This window comes from Rhizobium sp. YTUHZ045 (assembly GCF_051124255.1).
Taxonomy (GTDB): Bacteria; Pseudomonadota; Alphaproteobacteria; order Rhizobiales; family Rhizobiaceae; genus Rhizobium.
The window spans coordinates 1,744,219-1,763,305 of sequence record NZ_CP101432.1 but is presented as its reverse complement, the minus strand read 5'-3'; the positions used below and the strand labels follow the sequence as shown (position 1 = coordinate 1,763,305).

General features: G+C 60.3%; 17 protein-coding genes. 8 read left to right on the top strand and 9 right to left on the bottom strand.

The window, feature by feature from the left end; genetic code table 11:
• Nucleotides 1–2: 2 nt before the first annotated feature.
• The 4 genes from NMA58_RS08945 to NMA58_RS08930 all read right to left on the bottom strand — a co-directional run bounded on the left by NMA58_RS08945 (nucleotide 3) and on the right by NMA58_RS08930 (nucleotide 5,101).
• Nucleotides 3–1,292, bottom strand: coding sequence for an amino acid ABC transporter permease (locus NMA58_RS08945; RefSeq protein ID WP_434713049.1), 1,290 nt, complete (start codon nucleotides 1,290–1,292; stop codon nucleotides 3–5).
• A 1-nt stretch (nucleotide 1,293) separates the two neighbouring features.
• Entirely contained in the window at nucleotides 1,294–2,547 is a 1,254-nt protein-coding gene (locus NMA58_RS08940) for an amino acid ABC transporter permease (protein WP_430959889.1), read from the bottom strand.
• 93 nt (nucleotides 2,548–2,640) lie between these two features.
• Nucleotides 2,641–3,657 (bottom strand): amino acid ABC transporter substrate-binding protein, encoded by a 1,017-nt coding sequence (locus NMA58_RS08935; protein ID WP_434713048.1) that lies wholly within the window; start codon nucleotides 3,655–3,657, stop codon nucleotides 2,641–2,643.
• A gap of 205 nt (nucleotides 3,658–3,862) precedes the next feature.
• Complete coding sequence (locus NMA58_RS08930; RefSeq protein WP_434713047.1) at nucleotides 3,863–5,101, bottom strand: MalY/PatB family protein; 1,239 nt, start codon at nucleotides 5,099–5,101, stop codon at nucleotides 3,863–3,865.
• Between the two features lie 118 nt (nucleotides 5,102–5,219).
• Between NMA58_RS08930 and NMA58_RS08925 the strand changes: the two genes are divergently transcribed.
• Nucleotides 5,220–6,113: a LysR substrate-binding domain-containing protein gene (locus NMA58_RS08925; RefSeq protein WP_434713046.1), complete on the top strand. Its 894-nt coding sequence runs from the start codon at nucleotides 5,220–5,222 to the stop codon at nucleotides 6,111–6,113.
• 72 nt (nucleotides 6,114–6,185) lie between these two features.
• Here the strand turns inward: NMA58_RS08925 and NMA58_RS08920 are convergent, their stop codons facing one another.
• Nucleotides 6,186–7,373, bottom strand: a complete 1,188-nt coding sequence (locus tag NMA58_RS08920; protein ID WP_430959885.1) for an MFS transporter — start codon at nucleotides 7,371–7,373, stop codon at nucleotides 6,186–6,188.
• Nucleotides 7,374–7,584: 211 nt separating this feature from the next.
• Between NMA58_RS08920 and gcvA the strand changes: the two genes are divergently transcribed.
• The 5 genes from gcvA (at nucleotide 7,585) to NMA58_RS08895 (ending at nucleotide 12,797) form a co-directional block, all read left to right on the top strand.
• Nucleotides 7,585–8,511, top strand: coding sequence for a transcriptional regulator GcvA (gene gcvA / locus NMA58_RS08915; protein ID WP_434713045.1), 927 nt, complete (start codon nucleotides 7,585–7,587; stop codon nucleotides 8,509–8,511).
• Between the two features lie 96 nt (nucleotides 8,512–8,607).
• Nucleotides 8,608–9,864 carry a flavin monoamine oxidase family protein gene (locus NMA58_RS08910; protein WP_434713044.1) on the top strand — a complete coding sequence of 419 codons (1,257 nt, stop codon included), beginning with the start codon at nucleotides 8,608–8,610 and terminating at the stop codon, nucleotides 9,862–9,864.
• A complete protein-coding gene (locus NMA58_RS08905) occupies nucleotides 9,819–10,919 on the top strand; it encodes an alcohol dehydrogenase (protein WP_434713043.1) in 1,101 nt (366 codons plus the stop codon). Before NMA58_RS08910 ends, NMA58_RS08905 begins: the two co-directional genes overlap by 46 nt.
• Nucleotides 10,906–11,583, top strand: a complete 678-nt coding sequence (locus tag NMA58_RS08900) for a cupin domain-containing protein (protein ID WP_434713042.1) — start codon at nucleotides 10,906–10,908, stop codon at nucleotides 11,581–11,583. Before NMA58_RS08905 ends, NMA58_RS08900 begins: the two co-directional genes overlap by 14 nt.
• A gap of 119 nt (nucleotides 11,584–11,702) precedes the next feature.
• A complete protein-coding gene (locus tag NMA58_RS08895; protein ID WP_434713041.1) occupies nucleotides 11,703–12,797 on the top strand; it encodes a flavin monoamine oxidase family protein in 1,095 nt (364 codons plus the stop codon).
• A 337-nt stretch (nucleotides 12,798–13,134) separates the two neighbouring features.
• Here the strand turns inward: NMA58_RS08895 and ntrC are convergent, their stop codons facing one another.
• From ntrC to dusB, 3 genes are read right to left on the bottom strand one after another with little or no spacing between them, the layout of a single operon-like run.
• Entirely contained in the window at nucleotides 13,135–14,586 is a 1,452-nt protein-coding gene (gene ntrC / locus NMA58_RS08890) for a nitrogen regulation protein NR(I) (RefSeq protein ID WP_430959879.1), read from the bottom strand.
• Nucleotides 14,583–15,737 carry a two-component system sensor histidine kinase NtrB gene (locus tag NMA58_RS08885; protein ID WP_434713039.1) on the bottom strand — a complete coding sequence of 385 codons (1,155 nt, stop codon included), beginning with the start codon at nucleotides 15,735–15,737 and terminating at the stop codon, nucleotides 14,583–14,585. The genes ntrC and NMA58_RS08885 overlap by 4 nt, the downstream gene beginning before the upstream one ends.
• On the bottom strand, nucleotides 15,734–16,753 hold the full coding sequence (gene dusB / locus NMA58_RS08880; protein WP_434713038.1) for a tRNA dihydrouridine synthase DusB: 1,020 nt from the start codon (nucleotides 16,751–16,753) through the stop codon (nucleotides 15,734–15,736). The genes NMA58_RS08885 and dusB overlap by 4 nt, the downstream gene beginning before the upstream one ends.
• Before the next feature lie 144 nt (nucleotides 16,754–16,897).
• Between dusB and NMA58_RS08875 the strand changes: the two genes are divergently transcribed.
• A complete protein-coding gene (locus NMA58_RS08875) occupies nucleotides 16,898–18,118 on the top strand; it encodes a bifunctional 2-C-methyl-D-erythritol 4-phosphate cytidylyltransferase/2-C-methyl-D-erythritol 2,4-cyclodiphosphate synthase (RefSeq protein ID WP_434713037.1) in 1,221 nt (406 codons plus the stop codon).
• The gene (locus tag NMA58_RS08870; protein ID WP_434713036.1) at nucleotides 18,115–18,615 is read left to right on the top strand and encodes a CinA family protein; all 501 of its coding nucleotides are present in this window, start codon (nucleotides 18,115–18,117) and stop codon (nucleotides 18,613–18,615) included. The genes NMA58_RS08875 and NMA58_RS08870 overlap by 4 nt, the downstream gene beginning before the upstream one ends.
• A gap of 18 nt (nucleotides 18,616–18,633) precedes the next feature.
• On the opposite strand, the gene NMA58_RS08865 is transcribed toward NMA58_RS08870, so the two are convergent.
• Nucleotides 18,634–19,086 carry a type II toxin-antitoxin system RatA family toxin gene (locus NMA58_RS08865; protein WP_434713034.1) on the bottom strand — a complete coding sequence of 151 codons (453 nt, stop codon included), beginning with the start codon at nucleotides 19,084–19,086 and terminating at the stop codon, nucleotides 18,634–18,636.
• Between the last annotated feature and the right edge of the window lies 1 nt (nucleotide 19,087).

Genomic DNA, 19,087 nt, shown 5'->3' with positions numbered 1-19,087 from the left:
TGTTAACGATGATCGGTCTTAAGCCGATGTTCCAGGTAGACGGAGTAGCGGGACATCCCGAAGCAGCACACGAAGAAAAGTGCACCGACAAAGATGAACAGCTCCCAATAGATTCCCTGCCAGTCTGTCGTTGCCCGGATGGAGTTCGTCAATGCAATCGGATCGAGAAGGCCGATGAAGACGACGAGCGTGGTGTCCTTGAACAGACCGATGAACGTATTGACGATGCTGGGGATTGAAATCTTGAGGGCCTGCGGCATGATGACGAGCCGCTGCGCTTGCCAGTAGTCGAGGCCGAGCGACTCGGCCGCCTCATACTGGCCGCGCGGCAGCGCCGCCAATCCGCCTCTGATGACTTCCGCCATGTATGCCGTTGCAAACAGCGACACCATGATGATCACGCGCAGGATCAGATCGAAATTGGTTCCGGGTGGCAGGAAGTAGTTCAACAGCAGGGAGGCCGTGAAGAGCAGCGTGATGAGCGGCACGCCGCGGACGAACTCGATGAAGATTACGCTCACTGCTCTGATGAAGGGCATGCGCGAGCGGCGGCCAAGCGCAAACAGAATGCCCATCGGGAGCGAAAGGGCGATACCGGTGACGCCGATCACGACGGAGAGCAGGAAGCCCCCCAATTCGTGTGACGGCACAGCGGAAAGCGAGAGCGGGATCGCATTTTCGAGCAGCCTTCCCACAGACGTCGCCGCAACAAGCCACCACAATAGGCAACCCAGAAGGGCCAGGGCTGCCTGAACGCCGGCGTTCAAGCCTTTTGTCGCGTAGCCGATAAGCAGGGCGATAAGGAAACCGGCGTAGACAGAGACCGGGAACCAGACGGAGCCGCCCCAGATCAGGAAGTAAGCCAGCCCAGGAAAAACGATGCTGAACCAAGCCAGCCTTCTGGGAGCACCTGAAAATAGGATCGGCAGAAGGGCAACGAAGAGGAGAAGGAACGCGAGAACCGGGCGCCAGTACATTTGTGCGGGATAGAATCCGAACAGGAGCTGAGGCCAGCGATCACGGATAACACCCCAACAGGCGCCGCCAGAGTCACCGAGGATCTGGCGGCATTCGGTAAGAGAGGTAGCCGACCAGATCGAATTCCTGAGCCAGGGCCCGATCTCGCTGACAAGCCAGAAGATGGTGAATGCCGAGAGGACGGTCAGGCTTGTGTTGATCCAGCCGCTGAACAGGTTCTTTCGCGACCAGCGGATCACGCCCGCTTGGCGTGCCGGTGGCGCCACGGCAGGAAGGATTTCTTGGCGAACAAACGCCACCTCTTGCCGAGCCATCTCATCGCTCCTTCAGTTTGACGCTGTTGTTGAAGACATTCATCACACCGGAGATGGACAGGCTGGCTAGCAGGTAGACGAGCATCATGAGGGTCATTCCCTCCAGCTCTCTTCCGGTCTGATTGATCGTGATGCCGCCGAGCGTCGAGCGAAGGTCCATATATCCCACGGCCAAGCCGAGCGACGTATTCTTCGTGATGTCGAGATACATGGAGATCAGCGGAGGCATGATCACGCGCAGGGCCTGCGGCAGGATGACCAGCCGCATTGTCCGGCCAGGTCTCAGCCCCAAAGCGTGCGCTGCTTCGGACTGGCCCTTGGAGATCGCAAGGATACCGGCGCGGACAATTTCGGCGATGAAAGCGCCGGTATAGATGCTGAGCCCGAGCCACATGGCGATCAGCGCATTCCGCAGCTGAACGCCGCCTTGGAAATTCAGTCCCCGCAGCGCCGGATATTCCCAGTGGAACCCGAGGGTCCAAAGCAGAATGAGCGGCGGCAGGAGAAGTACGGCAATGCTTTTCCACCAGGTTTTCGGCCGCATTCCGGTTTCGCTTTGAACCCGTTGCGCACGGTTCACCAGCGCGCGGTTGAGGAAAAGACAGAGCACGACGACCGCGATAACGGCGAGCAAGCCGACGCTGAGCTGAACAAACCCAAGATCGACGACGCCAAGATCAGCCGCCAAGGCCGGCGACGGGGCGTAGACCCCGCGGTTCGTGACGGCTATTGCACCGAAAATCATGTTTGCCGAGGGATGATCGCCCCGAAACGCGTTCGGCGCAGGCACTGCCTCGGTCATGATTGCACCGAAGACCAAAATCCAGAGGAGTGCCGGGATGTTTCGGAACAGCTCGACGTAAATCGTCATCAGCCGCGCAACGATCCAATTGTTGGAAAGCCTGAGGACGCCGGCAAAAATGCCGATGACCGTGGCCGTCACGCATGACATGGCCGCCAGAATGACCGTGTTCAGAAAGCCGACCAAAGCCGCCCGGGCATGGCTCATCTGGCTGGAATATTCGATCGGGCGTTGATTGATGTCGTAACCGGCAGGAGCCCAAAGGAAGGAAAACGAGTAGTCCTTTCCCATGGCGGCAAGGTTATGAGCGGTATTATCAACCAGCCACGCCACCCCCAGCATCAGGCACATTAGCGCAAAAATCTGGATCGTATAGGAACGGTATCTCCCATCATCGAGCAGCATTCGCAGTCGAAACGGCTCGCTCGGAGCACCAAGATCGGTAGTCACCATTCATTCCTCCGGGGATGACCGCCGCGATCTGTGATCGCGCACACGCTTTGTCGCACCGAACAGGCGCGGGCCCTGGCCCGCGCCTTTGACGTCTCAACGGAATGGCTGGGCGTACTGAAGGCCGCCCTTGTTCCACAGGGCGTTCGGGCCTCGATGCATGGCGATAGGCGTCTTCTCGCCAAGATTGGCCTCGAAGATCTCGCCGTAATTGCCATCAACAGCGATCGCTCGCTTGGCCCATGCACTGTCGAGGCCAAACTGCTTGCCGAGATCGCCCTCGGCGCCCAATATCCGTTTCACTTCCGGGTTGTTGGACGACGTCGCCATCTCATCGACATTCGCCTTGGTAACGCCGAATTCTTCGGCCGCGATCAGGGCGTTCAGTGTCCAATGGACGATATCCGCCCATTGCTCGTCACCTTGGCGAACGATGGGGCCGAGCGGCTCCTTGGAGATCATTTCCGGCAGGATGACATGATCGTCCGAGTTCTTGAAGCTCGAGCGTACGGAGGCCAGGTCGGATGCGTCGCTTGTGTAAACATCGCACGCGCCGGCGATGTACTTCTGTTGTCCCTCAGCGCTCGACTCCACCGGAACGGAATCGTAGGTGATCCCATTGAGCTTGGCGTATTCCGCCAGATTCAACTCCGTCGTCGTGCCGGTCTGGATGCAAATCGTCGCCCCGTTCAAGTCTTTGGCCGAGTTGATGCCGGCGGACTTCGGGACCATGAATGCCTGGCCATCGTAAAAATTCGTCCCGGCGAATGTGAGCTTCAGATCGACGTCGCGCGAAAAGGTCCAGGTCGTGTTGCGAGAAAGAAGGTCGATTTCGCCGGATGCCAGCGCCGTCAGGCGGGTCTGGCCGGTCGTGGGAACATACTTGACCTTGCTCGCGTCGCCGAGCACCGCCGCGGCGACCGCCTTGCAGATCGAAACGTCAAATCCTGTCCATTTCCCGGTGGCATCCGGGGCTGCAAAACCGACGAGACCGGTGTTGACGCCGCAGTTCAATATCCCCCGCGCCTTGACGTCCTCGAGGGTCGATGCCTTGGCCGCCGCCGAAGAGGCGACAACAGCGCAAAGCGTTCCCAATATAAGCTTGTATTTCATTGACTTCTCCCAGTTGAGCCGTCCATCGACGGCGGTTTCTTTGTCCGAGGAGCCCATTGCGGGCGCCTCGCATTCCCCGGATTTCTTCTTCTGGTTTGTTTGTGCGGTCAGCGCTCAGTAGGCGACGGCCTTTGCCGGTTCGGGAAGCTCTATGCCAAACTTCTCCAGGCGGCTCTCGACGGAGTTGATCATGGTCGAATCTCCCCTAGATTGCCGCGACAGCAGAGGTGATACGGCGGATCGCTTCGTCCACGGTGGAGCGAGGGCATCCCAGGTTGATGCGCATGAAGCCGTGTCCTTCGATGCCGAACTTCTGGCCCTTATCGAGCCAAACTCGTCCCCTGGTCAGCATGAATTTGTTCAACGCCTCTGCGTCCATGCCGAGACCACGGCAATCCATCCAGGCCAGATAGAGGGAGTCCGTCGGAAGGACTTTCAACCGAAGATCGGCGGCATTGATGGCATCGGCAAAATGCTTGTGGTTGCCGCGCAGATATTCGAGCATATCCTCGACCCACTGCTCGCCATGGGCATAGGCCGCTTCGGCAGCGACCATTCCAAGCACGTTCACCAGGTGGAAAACATTGCGCTCGTATTGCCGCTGCAATTCGGCGCGGAGTCTCTTGTTGGGCACGAAGACATTAGCGCTCTGCAGGCCGGGCAGATTGAAGGTCTTGCTCGGCGCCGTGCAGGTAATGCTGTTCTGGGCAAAGTCCTCACATAGAGAGGCGAAGGGAATATGCTTCTTCGCCTTGTTGAGGATGAGATCTTCGTGAATCTCGTCTGATATCACCAGCACGTCGTGGCGGGCGCAGATTTCGCCCATCGACCGCAGCTCGGCCTCCGACCAAACATTGCCTGTCGGATTGTGCGGATGGCTCAGGATAAAGATTTTCGTGTCCGGCCGGATAGCGGCTTCAAAGGTCTTCTCGTTGTAGGCGTAGTGCGTGCCGTCGTAGTCGAGTGGTGCGAAAGCAAGGTGCCGCCCGTTTAGAAGCACGTCATTGTGGAAATGGGCGTAAACGGGCGGCTGGATCAAGATAGAATCGCCGGGAGCGGAGAAGGCCTGTATCGCAGTCTTGAGCGTCGTGATTATGCCCGACGTCTGAAGGACCCATTCCCTGGCGACGTCCCAGCCGAACCGCTTCTGCTGCCATCCAACGACGGCATCGACGTATGAAGCGGTGGCTCCGCCCGGATATCCGAAGACGCCGTGCGAAACAGCATCGTGGAGGGCATCGATCACCGCCTGCGGCGCCTTGAAATCGGTGTCGGCGACCCACATCGGCAGAGGATCGGCGGCCGCTTCATCGGCGGCGAGCATGTTGCTGGCATAGGCCCACTTCATGGAATTGCTGTTCTTGCGATCAACGACCTCATCGAAGATCGACGGCGCGAGCGCCTCAGTCGGGTCGAGGTGTTTTGCTACAGCCTGCTGGTTCACGAGCTTCCCTTCAATCATTCGCTCACGCGGTCCGCGGTGAGATTGACGAAGAGGTTAGCCGCAACGCATTATGAGCGGAAATGGTATAAATTCATCAACCAATGAACAGAGATCATAGATGATTGACAGGCATCACCTCTCCATCCTCCGGGAAGTAGACCGTTGTGGTAGCGTCACGGCGGCCGCCGACAAGCTCAACGTGACCCAGTCGGCGCTCAGTCACACCATTGCGAAGTTCGAAGAACGCCACGGCATCAAGGTCTGGATGAAGAAGGGGCGCAGCCTGCGCCTGACCCAGGCTGGCGAATATCTCCTTGGCGTAGCGGAGCGACTGCTTCCACAAATTGACCACGCCGAACGGGTTCTTCGAGATTTCGCCCTCGGCCGGCGTGGGGCGATCCGCGTCGGCATGGAGTGCCACCCGTGTCAGCGCTGGTTGACGAAAATTTCAACGCCCTTCCTTGCGGCATGGCCGGAGGTTGATTTCGAGGTCTGCACGGCATTCCGCTTCGATGGCGTCGCGGCGCTGATCGGGCATGAGATCGACGTTTTGATTACGCCCGATCCGGTCGATTTGCCGGATGTTATGTTCACCCCGGTTTTCGACTACGAACTGGTTCTCATGGTTCATGAAGACCATCCGTTGGCCGCCAAGAGCATTGTCGACCCCCACGACCTTCTCGACGAGGAGCTGATTACCGTTCCGGTGAGTTTGGAGCGCCTGGATATTTATACGCGCTTTCTGGTTCCAGCGCTTTGCCGCCCCCGTCGGCACAGAACGGCGGAAACAGTCGATCTCATGCTACAGCTGGTCGCCGCCAAGCGGTGCGTGACGGTGCTTCCCGATTGGCTGCTGCAAGACGAGGCGGCCAACCTGCCGATCAAAACGCTCCGCCTTGGCGAGGCAGGAATCCGAAAAAGCATAAACCTCGGAATTCGTCGCGGAGAGCAGACCGTCTCCTATATCAGCGGCTTCATCGATGCCGCCCAGCGGCCGCAAAGCTCAGTCTGAGAAAGTTTGGTGCCGGCGCCCGTTGCGACACTTCTGGGCTTTCGAAGATGAGCACCGGCAGGTAATCTCGGATCATGCAGTTCTTGGCAGTCGCGCCGATTGCCATACGAGCGGAACGAGCACCAAGGCGACGGCTGGAAGCACGAACCAGTTCACTGTCTCCCAGCCGGAGCTGAACATCAGCGAGCCCGAAAAGAACGAAGCCATCGCCACGGTGCCGAACACCAGGAAGTCGTTTGCCCCTTGAACTTTGCCGCGTTCCTCAGGGGTGTGGCAGTCAGAAACCATCGCCGTTGCTCCGATGAAGCCAAAATTCCAGCCGATGCCCAGGAGGATAAGCGATCCCCAGAAATGTCCGATATCGAGGCCGGCTAGCGCTACCATCGCCGAACCGCCGATGAGAACCAGCCCGATGGCTGTGACCCTCTCTTTGCCGAAACGCGCCATCAGACGACCCGTCAGGAAGCTCGGGCCATACATGGCAAGAACGTGCCATTGAATGCCGAGCGCGGCATTGTCCATCGAATGGCCGTGACCGACCATCGCGATTGGTGCAGCCGTCATAACGAAGGTCATGAGACCGTAGGAAACCACGCCCGCCGCCACGGCCAGCACATAGCGGGGCGTGGTGAGGATTTCGGATAGTTTGCGTCCGCCATCGCCTCGGCCGGCCTTCGCGGCAGGGCTCGTGCTGCGGTAGGTCAGAAGCAGTGGGATTGCGAGAAGCGCTAGACCAGCCTGGCTGATAAAACTGCCGGCAAAGGTAAAGCCGGGCAATGAATCACGCGTCCAGATAACGAGCTGAGGCCCAATGATAGCGGCAAGCAGGCCACCCACCATCACCCGGGAAATGGCCTTGTCCCGCTGCGCCCCCGACATCTCATCGCCGGCTGCGAACCTGTAGCTTTGAACATAAGAGCCGTAGAAGCCGGCCGCCATTGTTCCCAGGCAAAAGACCAAGAACAGCTTCGCGACGATCCCCACAGCGGCAATCAGACCGCCGGCGATGCCCAGAAAAGCTCCAAGTATATATGCATTGCGTCGGCCAAGACGGCGCATGAAGTATGCGGCTGGAAGGGTGCCGAGCGCCAGACCGACATTGTAGAGACTGACGGGAAGCGTCGCGAGCGCCGGGTTGGACGACAGATGCTGTCCGACCAATCCACCCAGGGAAATTACAATCGGACCATTGGCGCCACCAAAGACCTGGCTTGCCCCCAAGACGTACGTGTTTCGGTTCTTGGCGCGGTCATCGATCATGGTTCACCTGCAATTCGTTAGGCCAGGCAGCTTATTGCGACGCGCTTGCCGGACTTGTCTGGAATAGAAAAACTGACCCATAATGCAAGGAGGGGCGACACCTCCTCAGCCGCCATTGCGGCCGCCGCCATGGGAAGGCCGAGGCAATTTAAAGTTTTGCTCCACGCTGACAACATCGAAAAACTCCGCTCGCGGCAAAGATAAGGTTTCCATGAAATCGCCCGTTTATCTCAATGCTCTCCGCGCGTTCGAGGCCAGCGCCAGGCATGGCAGCTTCGTTGAAGCCGCCGCCGAGCTCCATGTGACGGCGCCCGCCGTCGGGCAGCTCGTGCGCGGCCTTGAAGAATGGATTGGCGCGCCCCTCTTTTATCGAACGGCGGCCGGCAAGACCCGGCTGATGCCGACGGAAGCAGCAAACCGAGCCTTGCCTGACATCCGGCAAGGATTGGATCGACTGAGCCTCGGGCTTGAGCGCCTGAAGGAAGGGGCGGTTGGCCGGGTTCTCACGGTCACAGTCAGTCCCGCCTTTGCGGCAAAGTGGCTGCTTCCGAGAATCGAGCGGTTTCAAGCGAGGGTGCCGGACGTCGATATTCGCCTGGATACCAGCCTGAAGCTCGCCGACTATGCTGCGCAGGGCATCGATATCGGGGTTCGGTACGGCGCCGGCGACTGGCTTGGGCTGGTTTCGGAGAAGTTGATGGAGGAAGAGGTTTTTCCGGTATGTTCTCCGGCGCTGAAGGCTTCCCTGACATTGCGGCGGCCGGACGAACTTGCGGCCTGCACGCTTATTCACGACGTCTCGGTCGATCCGAATTCCGGGTTCATGACGTGGGATTTGTGGTTCAAGACGATGGGCATCGTTCAAACGGCGCAGCCAAGGGGTTTAACGATCAACAATTCGGCGGCCGTGCTCCAAGCCGCCATCGATGGACGCGGCGTCGCTCTGGCCCGGAGCATCCTGGCTCATGATGACTTGGCGGCCGGCCGGCTGGTCAGGTTGTTTCCCGATCGATCCGCCGCTTCGTCACTTGCCTATTACGTCACTTATCGGCCTGATTTTGCAGCACTGCCACGTCTTGCCGCATTCCGGGACTGGCTTTTCGAGGAAGCGCTCGCCGAGCGGTCCTTACCTGAATAGTTTTTCTTTTCCACAGACGAAGAACTTCGCGTTTGCGAGTTCATGAGCTTCGGTCAATTCTGACATCAAAGGCGTGTCTCCCACGCGCATAAGGCGTTGCGTCGCCTGGCAATTGCGCTGTGCGGAGACCGAAAGTTTTTCTTTCGATCAAACCTGTCCTTGTGCGGCCAGGTCTTGGGAAGCGGATATGTTGAACAAAGAGACCTATCTTCGAGGCGGTCGATGAGCCTGCCAGTCGTGATTGTCGGCGGAGGCATTTCGGGGCTGACGCTTGCTCATGCAATGCAGTCGGCCGGCGTCGAGTTCGTTCTCATCGAAGGACGCGACCGGCTGGGAGGCCGGATCCTTTCAGCGGGGATCGATGGATTGCCGTCTGAAGACGGATTCGATCTCGGCCCATCCTGGGTGTGGCCGGAGATGCAGCCAGTCCTCTGTTCTCTGGCGGAAAGTTTTGGCATCCGGCTTTTTCCGCAGAACGACGATGGCGACATCGTCTTTGAACGGTCGGCAAGCGTCGCGCCTCAACGCTTTCCAGCTTTGCAACGCGAACCGCGATCCATGCGGATCATGGGTGGCACGGCCTCTATTATCGCGGCGTTGAAAAGCCGAATTACTCCTGAACATATACGGCTCGGCACTGGAGTCACCGGGCTTGCCCGTATGGGCGGCTTGGTCTCGGCAACGATCGAGAGGCCGGATGGAACGGCCGAGACGATGGAGGCGGCGATCGTGGTGCTCGCAATGCCGCCCCGCCTTATCGATCGTTCGATCAAGTTCGAACCGCCCGTCGATCCTGCGCTGGCCCGGCGATGGCGTTCAACGCCGACCTGGATGGCTCCGCATGCCAAGTTTTTCGCAATCTACGACGAAGCATTTTGGCAAAGAGATGGGCTCTCCGGTGCGGCGCAGAGTATGATTGGCCCTCTCGGGGAAATACATGACGCGACGACATCGTCCGGCAAGGCAGCTCTGTTCGGCTTCATCGGCGTAAATGCCACAGAGCGCCGGCGGATCGGGCCGGAACCAATCATTCAAGCGGCCGTTCAACAGCTCGTCCGGCTGTTCGGAGACAAGGCTCGGACACCGGTGGCGACCTTATACAAAGATTGGGCCGCCGACGCGCTGACGGCGACCGAGGAAGACTTGATTGCCACTGGCCACCCCCTCCCCGATACCCGGCCATGGGTATCGGGAGACTGGGCGCCAGTGCTGATGCTGGCTGGTTCCGAAACCAGCATGACGAACCCGGGCTACTTGGAAGGAGGGGCTGAAGCGGCTCTGCGTGTCGCGGCAGACATCAAACGCATGTGGCAACGCTTTTCCAAGCCCTCGGCATCGGCATCCCACTTGTGAAATCCCTGGAGGTTCAAATGAAACGAATATATCGCGCGATGCAGGTGACGAGCCCGGGCACGCTTGAGCTGGTGGAACGCGCTATTCCGACGCCGGGCGCCGGCGAGGTGCTGATCGAGGTCGATGCCTGCGGAATCTGCGGTGCGGACGCCAAAGATATTGAGGGGCCGGACACCAATGGCCGCTTGCCTCGCGTGCCGGGTCACGAAGTCGTAGGCAGGATTGCTTCAATCGGACGCGGTACGCCCGGCCGATGGAAGATCGGCCAAAGAGTTGGCGTCGGCCGCCTTGGCGGTCACTGCAACGAATGCGATCCGTGCCGAAGCGGCCAATTTCAGCTATGCACGAACCAGCCTGTCGTCGGCGTGACCTGTGACGGCGGTTATGCAGAGATGATGATCGCCCGAAATACCGGACTGGTCTCGATCCCCGACGAGCTCACTGCAGAGGAGGCTGCGCCGATCCTATGCGCGGGTCTGGCGACCTTCAACGCCCTGAAGAAATGCGGCGCGGAAGCGGGTGACGTCGTGGCCATTATCGGCATAGGCGGTCTTGGCCACATGGCTCTGCAATATGCCCGCAAGATGGGCTTCAAAGTGATTGCCGTCGGACGCGGCGATGACATTGCCGACGATGCGAGGTCGCTCGGAGCTTATGACTATATCAATGCGGCCAAGGAAAACGCAGTCGAGCGTTTGCAGAGCCTGGGTGGTGCGAAGGCCGTCGTTTCCACCATTGGAGACCTGCAGATGGTTTCTGCATTAATGCCAGGAATCGCGGCTCAAGGTCGGCTTGTCGTCCTTGGCATCGGAAAGGACCCCTTGACCGTGTCGTCCGGATCTCTGGTCGGTGGTGAGCGCAGTGTGTTGGGCTCGATCACGGGATCGCCTTTCGAGAACGAAAAAACGTTGGATTTTTCGGTCCTCGTTGGCGTGCGTCCGCTGTTCGAAACGATGCCGTTCGAACAGGCTACGCGTGCCTTCGAAAAGATGAAGTCCGGTGACGTCAAGTTTCGGGTGGTGCTGACGATGGAGAAGAACGATGCGTCTCAATGATGATTTCACCAAACCGGTCGTTGTCCATGCTGCGAAACTGGATTGGGTTGCGAGCCCCGCTCGCGGAGTTGATCGTCGGATGCTTTACCGCGTCGGCGAGGAAGTGGCTCGGGCGACATCGATTGTCCGCTACGCCGCAGGCAGCGTATTTCCGTCGCATACGCACACGGGGGGCGAAGAAATATTGGTACTCGATGGGATATTCGAGGATGAACACGGTCGTTTCCCGGCCGGATCATACTTTCGAAATCCCCCAGGTACATCTCATGCGCCGGCATCCGTTGACGGGTGCATTATCTTCGTGAAGCTCTGGCAGTTTCGGGAGGGCGACGACGCGCAAATCCTTCGCAGACCTGGCGAAGGAGAGCCTTTTGTTTCCGAGGATACGGGCTCCGCAACGATCCTGTTCGATGACGGCCATGAGCGGGTCTATCTTCAAAGGTGGGGCAGCAACGCCTCGATCAATCTTTCGAATCCTCGTGGATTGGAAATGCTGGTTCTCGAAGGCGAACTGTCCGTTGGGACGGAGCGACTTCGATCCCAGAGCTGGATGCGGCTGCCTCAAGGTGACGGTCTGGTGGCGAACGCCGGTCCAGAAGGTGCATATGCATGGATTAAAAACGCACCATTGCAGCACGCCGATGTTCTGAAGCTCCCATCTTAGGAGATCACCCCTGTGCTCGGCACCTTTGTGCTGGACGCCGGCCTGCGCGGTCCTGTAAATAGAGCCCGCGCTGGAATTCGCTCGCTTCCGCATTCTGCCGGCGGGCCAGAGGTACTTTGATGAAAAGATGCGAAGTCGCTATCGTCGGCGCGGGGCTCGCCGGGCTCTGCGCGGCACGGGCCCTCAAGTCGATGGGTATCGATTTTCTCTTGCTTGAAGCACGGGATCGGCTGGGCGGCCGCATCCTGACATCAGACGAACATGGAATGCCTACCGACGACGGGTTCGATCTCGGCCCCTCCTGGTTTTGGCCGATGATGCAACCTGATATGGCGGACCTCGTCTCCGAACTGGGGCTCCAGTCGTTCTCGCAAAATAACAATGGCGATGTGATCTTCGAGCGAATGTCGCGCGAAGGACCGCAAAGGTATCGCCCTGTCGAACAGCAAGGAAAATCTCTCCGGCTGACCGGCGGTTCGGCGGCGCTGGTGCGAGCTCTGGAACGAGACATTCCTGCCGACAGAATTCGACTCAACACCCATGTGTCGGCCATGGCGCTTACCGGCGAAGGCGTGGAGATCACCTTGAAGACTCCGGACGGCATGGCTGCGGTGGTCCACGCATCAAAGGTAATTTGCGCCCTGCCGCCTCGACTGCTCGAGGCAAATGTGACTTTCACGCCGCCACAAGAGCAATACACCTTGGCTCGTTGGCGGGATACTCCGACCTGGATGGCGCCGCACGCCAAGTTCTTCGCGATATATAATCGGCCCTTCTGGCGTGACGACGGATTGTCGGGGACGGCCCAGAGCATGGTCGGGCCCATGGTCGAAATGCATGACGCTACCCTCGCCAACGGAAAGGCCGCGCTCTTTGGCTTCATCGGTATTGGCGCTGACCAGCGAGCGGCATTGGGTGACGAGGCGTTGAAGAAGGCCTGCCTTGCTCAGTTCGCTCGAATCTTCGGTGCGGGCGCATCTGAACCGCGCAGCACGCTTTTGAAAGACTGGGCGGCCGATCCATTGACTGCGACAAGCCGTGACCCCCTTGCAACTGGACATTTGTCGGCTGAGGACGCGAACTCGCTCTCCGGACTATGGGGCCAGCGACTGTTTATGGCCGGCAGCGAAACGAGCGCGATTGAAGCCGGCTTCCTCGCTGGGGCCGTTGCCGCTGCGAAGCGGGCCGTGTTGGCGGTCGTTTCGCCAGGCTGATCGCGAGGAACGTCGGCGATAACATTGGAACAAATTGGCAACATGCACGCGGAATTGCGGACGTAATTGGCCGCGACCTCCCTATCTCATCCGCCTGTTATCCACAGCTTATCCACAGGCGTGGCGGCGGCGAATGCAGCAACTTCAATGACATTTCGCGAACGGCAAACAATAGCTCACAAATACTATGTGACCGCCGGATGACACTGCGCTTTTGTTTGCCGGCGCAGATACAAATCGCGACGGAGCTTGGATAGATTAAGTTTTGTTCCCGACCGTGGCGGCGGATACTGGGGAGGAGTGGCGGTGGGCAGACGAGGAGCCCACCGCCTTTTCTTCAGGCGGTGCGGGAGCTTCTGTAGACAGAGACGCCGAGTTCTCTGATTTTCTTGCGCAGGGTGTTGCGGTTGAGCCCGAGAAGATCGGCCGCCTTGATCTGATTGCCGCGGGTTGCCGTGAGCGCGGCGAGGATCAGCGGATATTCCATTTCGGTTAGCACGCGGTCATAGAGGCCAGGCGGCGGCAGGTTGTCGCCGAAACTGGAGAAATAGGTGCGCATGTTCTCCTCGACCGCCTGAGCGATCGTCATCGAACCATTGCGGATCGGCCCCTTGTCGATCGGGCTGTCGGGCACGTCGGAGCGCAGCTCGGCATCGATGATCTCGCGGGTGATGACATCCTGCGGATAGAGCGCCATCAGGCGGCGGATCAGATTTTCCAGCTCGCGGACGTTGCCCGGCCAGGCGTAGGCCTTCATCAATTCCAACGCTTCCTGATCGAAGCGTTTGGAGCCGAGGCCCTCCTTTTCCGCCTGCTGAATGAAATGGCGCACGAGATCGGGAATGTCCTCGGCGCGGTCGCGCAGCGGCGGCAGGCGCAGCGGCACGACGTTGAGGCGGTAGTAGAGATCCTCACGGAACAGGCCCTGGTTGATCGCCTGCTTCAGATCCTTGTTGGTGGCGGCAACGATGCGCACGTCGGTGCGGATCGGCGTGCGGCCGCCGACGGTGGTGTATTCGCCCTGCTGCAACACGCGCAGAAGCCGGGTCTGGGCGTCCATCGGCATGTCGCCGATTTCATCGAGGAAGAGCGTGCCGCCTTCGGCCTGCTCGAATCGGCCGGTCGAGCGGGTCTGGGCGCCGGTGAAGGCGCCCTTCTCGTGACCGAAGAGTTCCGATTCGATCAGGTCGCGCGGGATCGCCGCCATGTTGATCGCCACGAAGGGGCCGTTGCGGCGCTTGCCGTAATCGTGCAGGGCGCGGGCGACAAGCTCCTTGCCGGTGCCGGATTCGCCGGTGATCATCAGCGTCAGATCGGTCTGCATCAGCCGAGCGAGCACGCGATAGATTTCCTGCATCGCCGCCGAGCGGCCGACCAGCGGCATGCCGTCCTGCATGTCCTCCTCGAGCTTGGCGGGCTTGCGCTTCGGCTCGGCCAGAGCCCGGCCGATAATGCCGATGAGTTCTGTCAGGTCGAAAGGCTTCGGCAGATAATCATAGGCGCCCTTCTCGGACGCCTTGATGGCGGTCATGAAGGTGTTCTGGGCGCTCATGACGAGGACCGGCAGATCCGGACGGGCCTTCTTGATACGCGGCAAAAGGTCGAATGCGTTCTCGTCGGGCATCACCACGTCGGTGACGACAAGATCGCCCTCGCCCGCCGAAATCCAGCGCCACAGCGTTGCGGCGTTGGAGGTGATGCGAACGTCATAACCGGCGCGGCTCAAAGCCTGGTTGAGCACGGTGCGTATGGCGGCATCATCATCTGCAACGAGGATCGTGGCTGTCATCGAGAAGGTCCTGTCGAGCTTACGGAAGAGGCATCCTCGAGCGAGGCGTCCTTCGACGCCGGCATGAGAACGCGGAAAGTCGTGCGGCTATTCTGGCTGTCGCATTCGATGATGCCGCCGTGATCGCCGATGATCTTGGCGACCAGCGCCAGGCCGAGGCCGCTGCCGTTCGTCTTGGTGGTGATGAAGGGATCGAAGAGATGCGGCAGCAGATCGGCGGGGACGCCGGGCCCGTTGTCGTGGACGCAGAACTCCAGCGGCAGCGAGATTTTTTCGCGCGTGCCGGCGACCGACAGACGGATGCCGGGGCGATAGGCGGTCGTCAGCATGATCTCGCCGTCCGGCCGGTCGCCGACGGCTTCGGCGGCGTTCTTCACCAGGTTGAGGAAGACCTGGACGAGCTGGTCGCGATTGGCATAGACAGCCGGCAGCGATGGGTCGTAACTCTCGGTGATGCGGATATTGCGCGCAAAGCCCGCCTTGGCGACCGCCTTCACGTGATCGAGCACGGAATGGATATTGACCGGCATGCGGTCGACCGGGCGTTCGTCGGAAAAGACCTCCATGCGGTCGACCAGCGAGACGATGCGGTCGGTCTCGTCGCAGATCAGCCGGGTCAGCGCCCGGTCGTCGTCGATCACCGATTGTTCGAGCAACTGGGCAGCACCCCGGATGCCGGAGAGCGGGTTCTTGATCTCATGCGCCAGCATGGAGGCAAGTCCGGTCACGGAACGGGCGGCAGCGCGATGCGTCAGCTGCCGATCGATCTTGTCGGCCATCGAGCGTTCCTGGAAGACGATGACAACGGCGCCGGGTTCGCTCAGCACCGGAGCGACATAGAGATCGACGAGCTTGTCCTGGCCGAGGCGCGGGGAACTCAGGTCGACACGGTATTCGTTGACAGGCGCCTTGCGCTCACGCACCTGGTCGATCAGGGCGAGCAGCGGACTGCCGAAGGGAATGAAGGTCGAAATCCGATAACGCGCCAAATGCGAGGCGCTGGCGCCAAAGAATGCTTCCGCCTCCCAATTGGCGAAGGCGACGAAACCGGATTCATCGACCATGACCACTGGGTTCTGGATGGCGTTCAGCACGGCCATGGCAACGGTTCCGCCGGCGTGGTCAGGCGGAGATGTCATATCCTTCGTCATGCCGCCTCCCGGCTGTCGAGCGCACCTGCGGCCAATGCGTCATAAAGGCGCGCGGCCACCTCACGCGGGTCACGCGAGGTCATGATGTCTGTCTTCAAGCCACCGACAAGCGCGGGAGCAAACCGCTCAAGATACCAGCCGAGATGCTTGCGGGCATGACGGATCGCCACCGCCTCACCATAAAAATCGAGCATCATTCGGTAATGTTCGACGGCGATATCGGCAATCTCTTCGCGTCGCGGTTCTGCCGCTCCGGCGAGCACGCCGGCATGCCACGGCCTGCCCTGGCAGCCCCGGCCGATCATGACGGCATCGGCGCCGGAGCGGCGCAGGATATCCTGCGCGTCATCAGCAGTCTCGACGTCGCCATTGGCGATCAGCGGAACGGAGATCACCTCGCGGACAGCGCGGATCGCGTCCCAATCGGCGCGACCTTCGTAAAATTGCATGCGGGTGCGGCCGTGGATGGTCACCAGCTGGATGCCGGCCGCCTCGGCGCGGCGGGCAATCTCGGGCGCATTGATGGAATTCTCGTCCCAGCCGAGGCGCATCTTCAGCGTCACCGGAATGTCCACGGCCTGGACCGTCGCCTCTATCAGGCTGAGCGCGTGATCTGGATCGCGCATCAGCGCCGAGCCGGAATAACCGCCGATCACCTTCTTTGCCGGACAGCCCATGTTGATGTCGATGATGTCGGCGCCATGATCGGCCGCGATCTTCGCCGCTTCCGCCATCCAGTGCGCTTCGCGCCCGGCGAGTTGCACCATATGCGGCCGGAAGCCGGCAGCCTTCAGCCGCGACCAGGATTCGGCGGTGTCATTGACCAGCTCGCGGCTCGCCACCATCTCGGTAACGACGAGGCCGGCGCCGAAGCGCCAGGCAAGCTCGCGGAAGGGCATGTCCGTGACGCCGGACATCGGCGCCAGCACAACGCGGTTCCGCACGGACACGGGTCCGATTCGGAAAGGCGCTGCGAGATTCTTGCAAATCAAATGATTATCTTTCAGGCACACCATGGAGCTGCATTATTTTTAGCCACAGATCGCTGCCTTTGCCAAGGGGGCTCGGATCGAAATCGATATTTTTCAGGGCAGATGCTGGAAAAGCTTCCAGCAAGAGGTTAGAGCACTCCGGTCAATTCCGCATAATTTAGGGGATTTATGCTGCAAATGCCGTCCAAGCAACCGATATCGGCTGGAATTGTCATCGTTGCCGCCGGCCGTGGCGAGCGCGCCGGATCCTCCACGGAAGGCCCCAAGCAATATCGCATTATCGGCGGCAAGCCGGTTATCGTCCATACGCTTGAAAACTTCATGACATGGGAAGCTGCCAAACAGATCGTCGTCGTCATTCATCCCGACGACGCGGCGCTGTTTGCCAAGGCGTCTCGCCATATCGTCTCGGCAACGCCGATCGAAACGGTACATGGCGGCGCGACCAGGCAACAGTCCGTGCTTGCTGGCCTGAGATACCTCAAGGACAAGCATGTCGGCCATGTGCTGATCCACGATGCGGTGCGACCCTTCTTCGACCACGGGCTTCTCGACCGCATTGCCGAAAGCCTTGGCGACGGCGCACAGGCAGTGCTGCCGGCCATGCCGGTCACCGATACGCTGAAACGCACCGACGGCGCCGGCACCGTGCTGACGACGGTCTCGCGCGAGCACCTTTATGCAGCGCAGACGCCGCAATCCTTCGCCTTCGCAGCGATCCTCGACGCGCATGAGAAGGCGGCGGCGAGAGGGCGAAGCGATTTCACCGACGACGCCTCGATCGCCGAATGGGCCGGCATTCCGGTGACCATCGTCGAGGGCACGCCCGACAACGTCAAGCTGACGGTCAAGCGCGATATCGCCATGGCCGACGACAAGCTGTCGGCCCCGCTGCTTCCCGACGTGCGCACCGGCAACGGCTATGACGTGCACCAGCTCGAAGCGGGCGACGGCGTGACCCTCTGCGGCGTGTTCATTCCGCATGATCAGAAGCTCAAGGGCCATTCCGATGCCGACGTCGCACTGCATGCGCTGACAGACGCGCTGCTTGCCACCTGCGGCGCCGGCGATATCGGCGATCATTTCCCGCCCTCCGATCCGCAATGGAAAGGAGCGGCTTCGAAGATCTTCATCGAGCATGCCGCCCGGATCGTACGCGAACGCGGCGGCACGATCATGAATGCCGACGTCTCGCTGATCGCCGAGGCGCCGAAGGTGGGGCCGCATCGCGAAGCCATGCGGGCAAGACTGTCCGAATATCTCGGCATCGATCTCGAACGATGCTCGGTCAAGGCGACGACCAATGAGAAGATCGGCTTCGTCGGCCGGCGCGAAGGTATTGCGGCGATCGCCACGGCGACCGTCGTCTATCGGGGAATGAAGCGATGAGCCTTTTTCCCGAGGATATCCAGTCGGCGGCAGAGGCGATCATCCGCGACTTCACGGCTGCCGGGCTGATGATCTCGACGGCCGAATCCTGCACCGGCGGGCTGATCGCCGGGGCGCTGACTGAAATATCGGGCTCGTCTGCGGTCGTCGACCGCGGCTTCGTCACCTATACGAACACGGCGAAGATGGAACTGCTTGGGGTGCAGGAGCAAACGCTGCTCGGCTTCGGGGCGGTTTCCGAAGAGACAGCACGGCAGATGGCGCAGGGCGCCCTCTTCCGCTCGCGCGCCGCGATCGCCGTCGCCGTCACCGGCATTGCGGGCCCCGGTGGCGGGTCGGCGGAAAAACCGGTTGGGCTCGTGCATCTTGCCGCCAGGTCGCGCACCGGCGCATCCGTCCACCGAAAGATGCTGTACGGCGATATCGGCCGCAGCGCTGTGCGGCTGGCAACAGTACGGACGGCGCTGGAGATGGTGCATTCGCTGCTGCCCGACTGACGCCGGCTGCGATCGCCGTCACACTTTGATGTAGATTCTGTTCGCCCTTGTTTCGAAGGCTTCGGTGAACATGCGGAAGGCGCGATCGAACATCGAACCCATCAGCGCGCCCAGAATGCGGCTCTTGAACTCGTAGTCGATGAAAAAATTGATCGTGCAGCCACCGGCGGGAGTTTCGGCGAAATGCCACCGGTTTTCCAGATATTTGAATGGGCCGTCGATATATTTGACCTCGATGACGCGCTCGGCCCGGTTCAACAGTACCTGGGTCGTGAAGGTCTCGCGGATTGCCTTATAACCGACGGTCATGTCGGCCACGAGCAGGATCTTGCCGTCGCGCTCCTTGCGGCTCCTGACGGAAAGCGCTTCGCAGAGCGGCAGGAATTCGGGATAACGCTCGACATCGGCAACGAGATCGAACATCTGGTCGGGCGTGTGCGGGACGGAACGGTGCGTTTCGAATTGCGGCATA

Excerpts from the sequence above, each read along its gene's own strand:
- NMA58_RS08945 (WP_434713049.1), bottom strand. The coding sequence starts at position 1,292 with ATGGCTCGGCAAGAGGTGGCGTTTGTTCGCCAAGAAATCCTTCCTGCC.
- NMA58_RS08940 (WP_430959889.1), bottom strand. The coding sequence starts at position 2,547 with ATGGTGACTACCGATCTTGGTGCTCCGAGCGAGCCGTTTCGACTGCGA.
- NMA58_RS08935 (WP_434713048.1), bottom strand. The coding sequence starts at position 3,657 with ATGAAATACAAGCTTATATTGGGAACGCTTTGCGCTGTTGTCGCCTCT.
- NMA58_RS08925 (WP_434713046.1), top strand. The coding sequence starts at position 5,220 with ATGATTGACAGGCATCACCTCTCCATCCTCCGGGAAGTAGACCGTTGT.
- NMA58_RS08920 (WP_430959885.1), bottom strand. The coding sequence starts at position 7,373 with ATGATCGATGACCGCGCCAAGAACCGAAACACGTACGTCTTGGGGGCA.
- gcvA (WP_434713045.1), top strand. The coding sequence starts at position 7,585 with ATGAAATCGCCCGTTTATCTCAATGCTCTCCGCGCGTTCGAGGCCAGC.
- NMA58_RS08900 (WP_434713042.1), top strand. The coding sequence starts at position 10,906 with ATGCGTCTCAATGATGATTTCACCAAACCGGTCGTTGTCCATGCTGCG.
- NMA58_RS08895 (WP_434713041.1), top strand. The coding sequence starts at position 11,703 with ATGAAAAGATGCGAAGTCGCTATCGTCGGCGCGGGGCTCGCCGGGCTC.
- ntrC (WP_430959879.1), bottom strand. The coding sequence starts at position 14,586 with ATGACAGCCACGATCCTCGTTGCAGATGATGATGCCGCCATACGCACC.
- NMA58_RS08885 (WP_434713039.1), bottom strand. The coding sequence starts at position 15,737 with ATGACGAAGGATATGACATCTCCGCCTGACCACGCCGGCGGAACCGTT.
- dusB (WP_434713038.1), bottom strand. The coding sequence starts at position 16,753 with ATGGTGTGCCTGAAAGATAATCATTTGATTTGCAAGAATCTCGCAGCG.
- NMA58_RS08875 (WP_434713037.1), top strand. The coding sequence starts at position 16,898 with ATGCTGCAAATGCCGTCCAAGCAACCGATATCGGCTGGAATTGTCATC.
- NMA58_RS08870 (WP_434713036.1), top strand. The coding sequence starts at position 18,115 with ATGAGCCTTTTTCCCGAGGATATCCAGTCGGCGGCAGAGGCGATCATC.
- NMA58_RS08865 (WP_434713034.1), bottom strand. The coding sequence starts at position 19,086 with ATGCCGCAATTCGAAACGCACCGTTCCGTCCCGCACACGCCCGACCAG.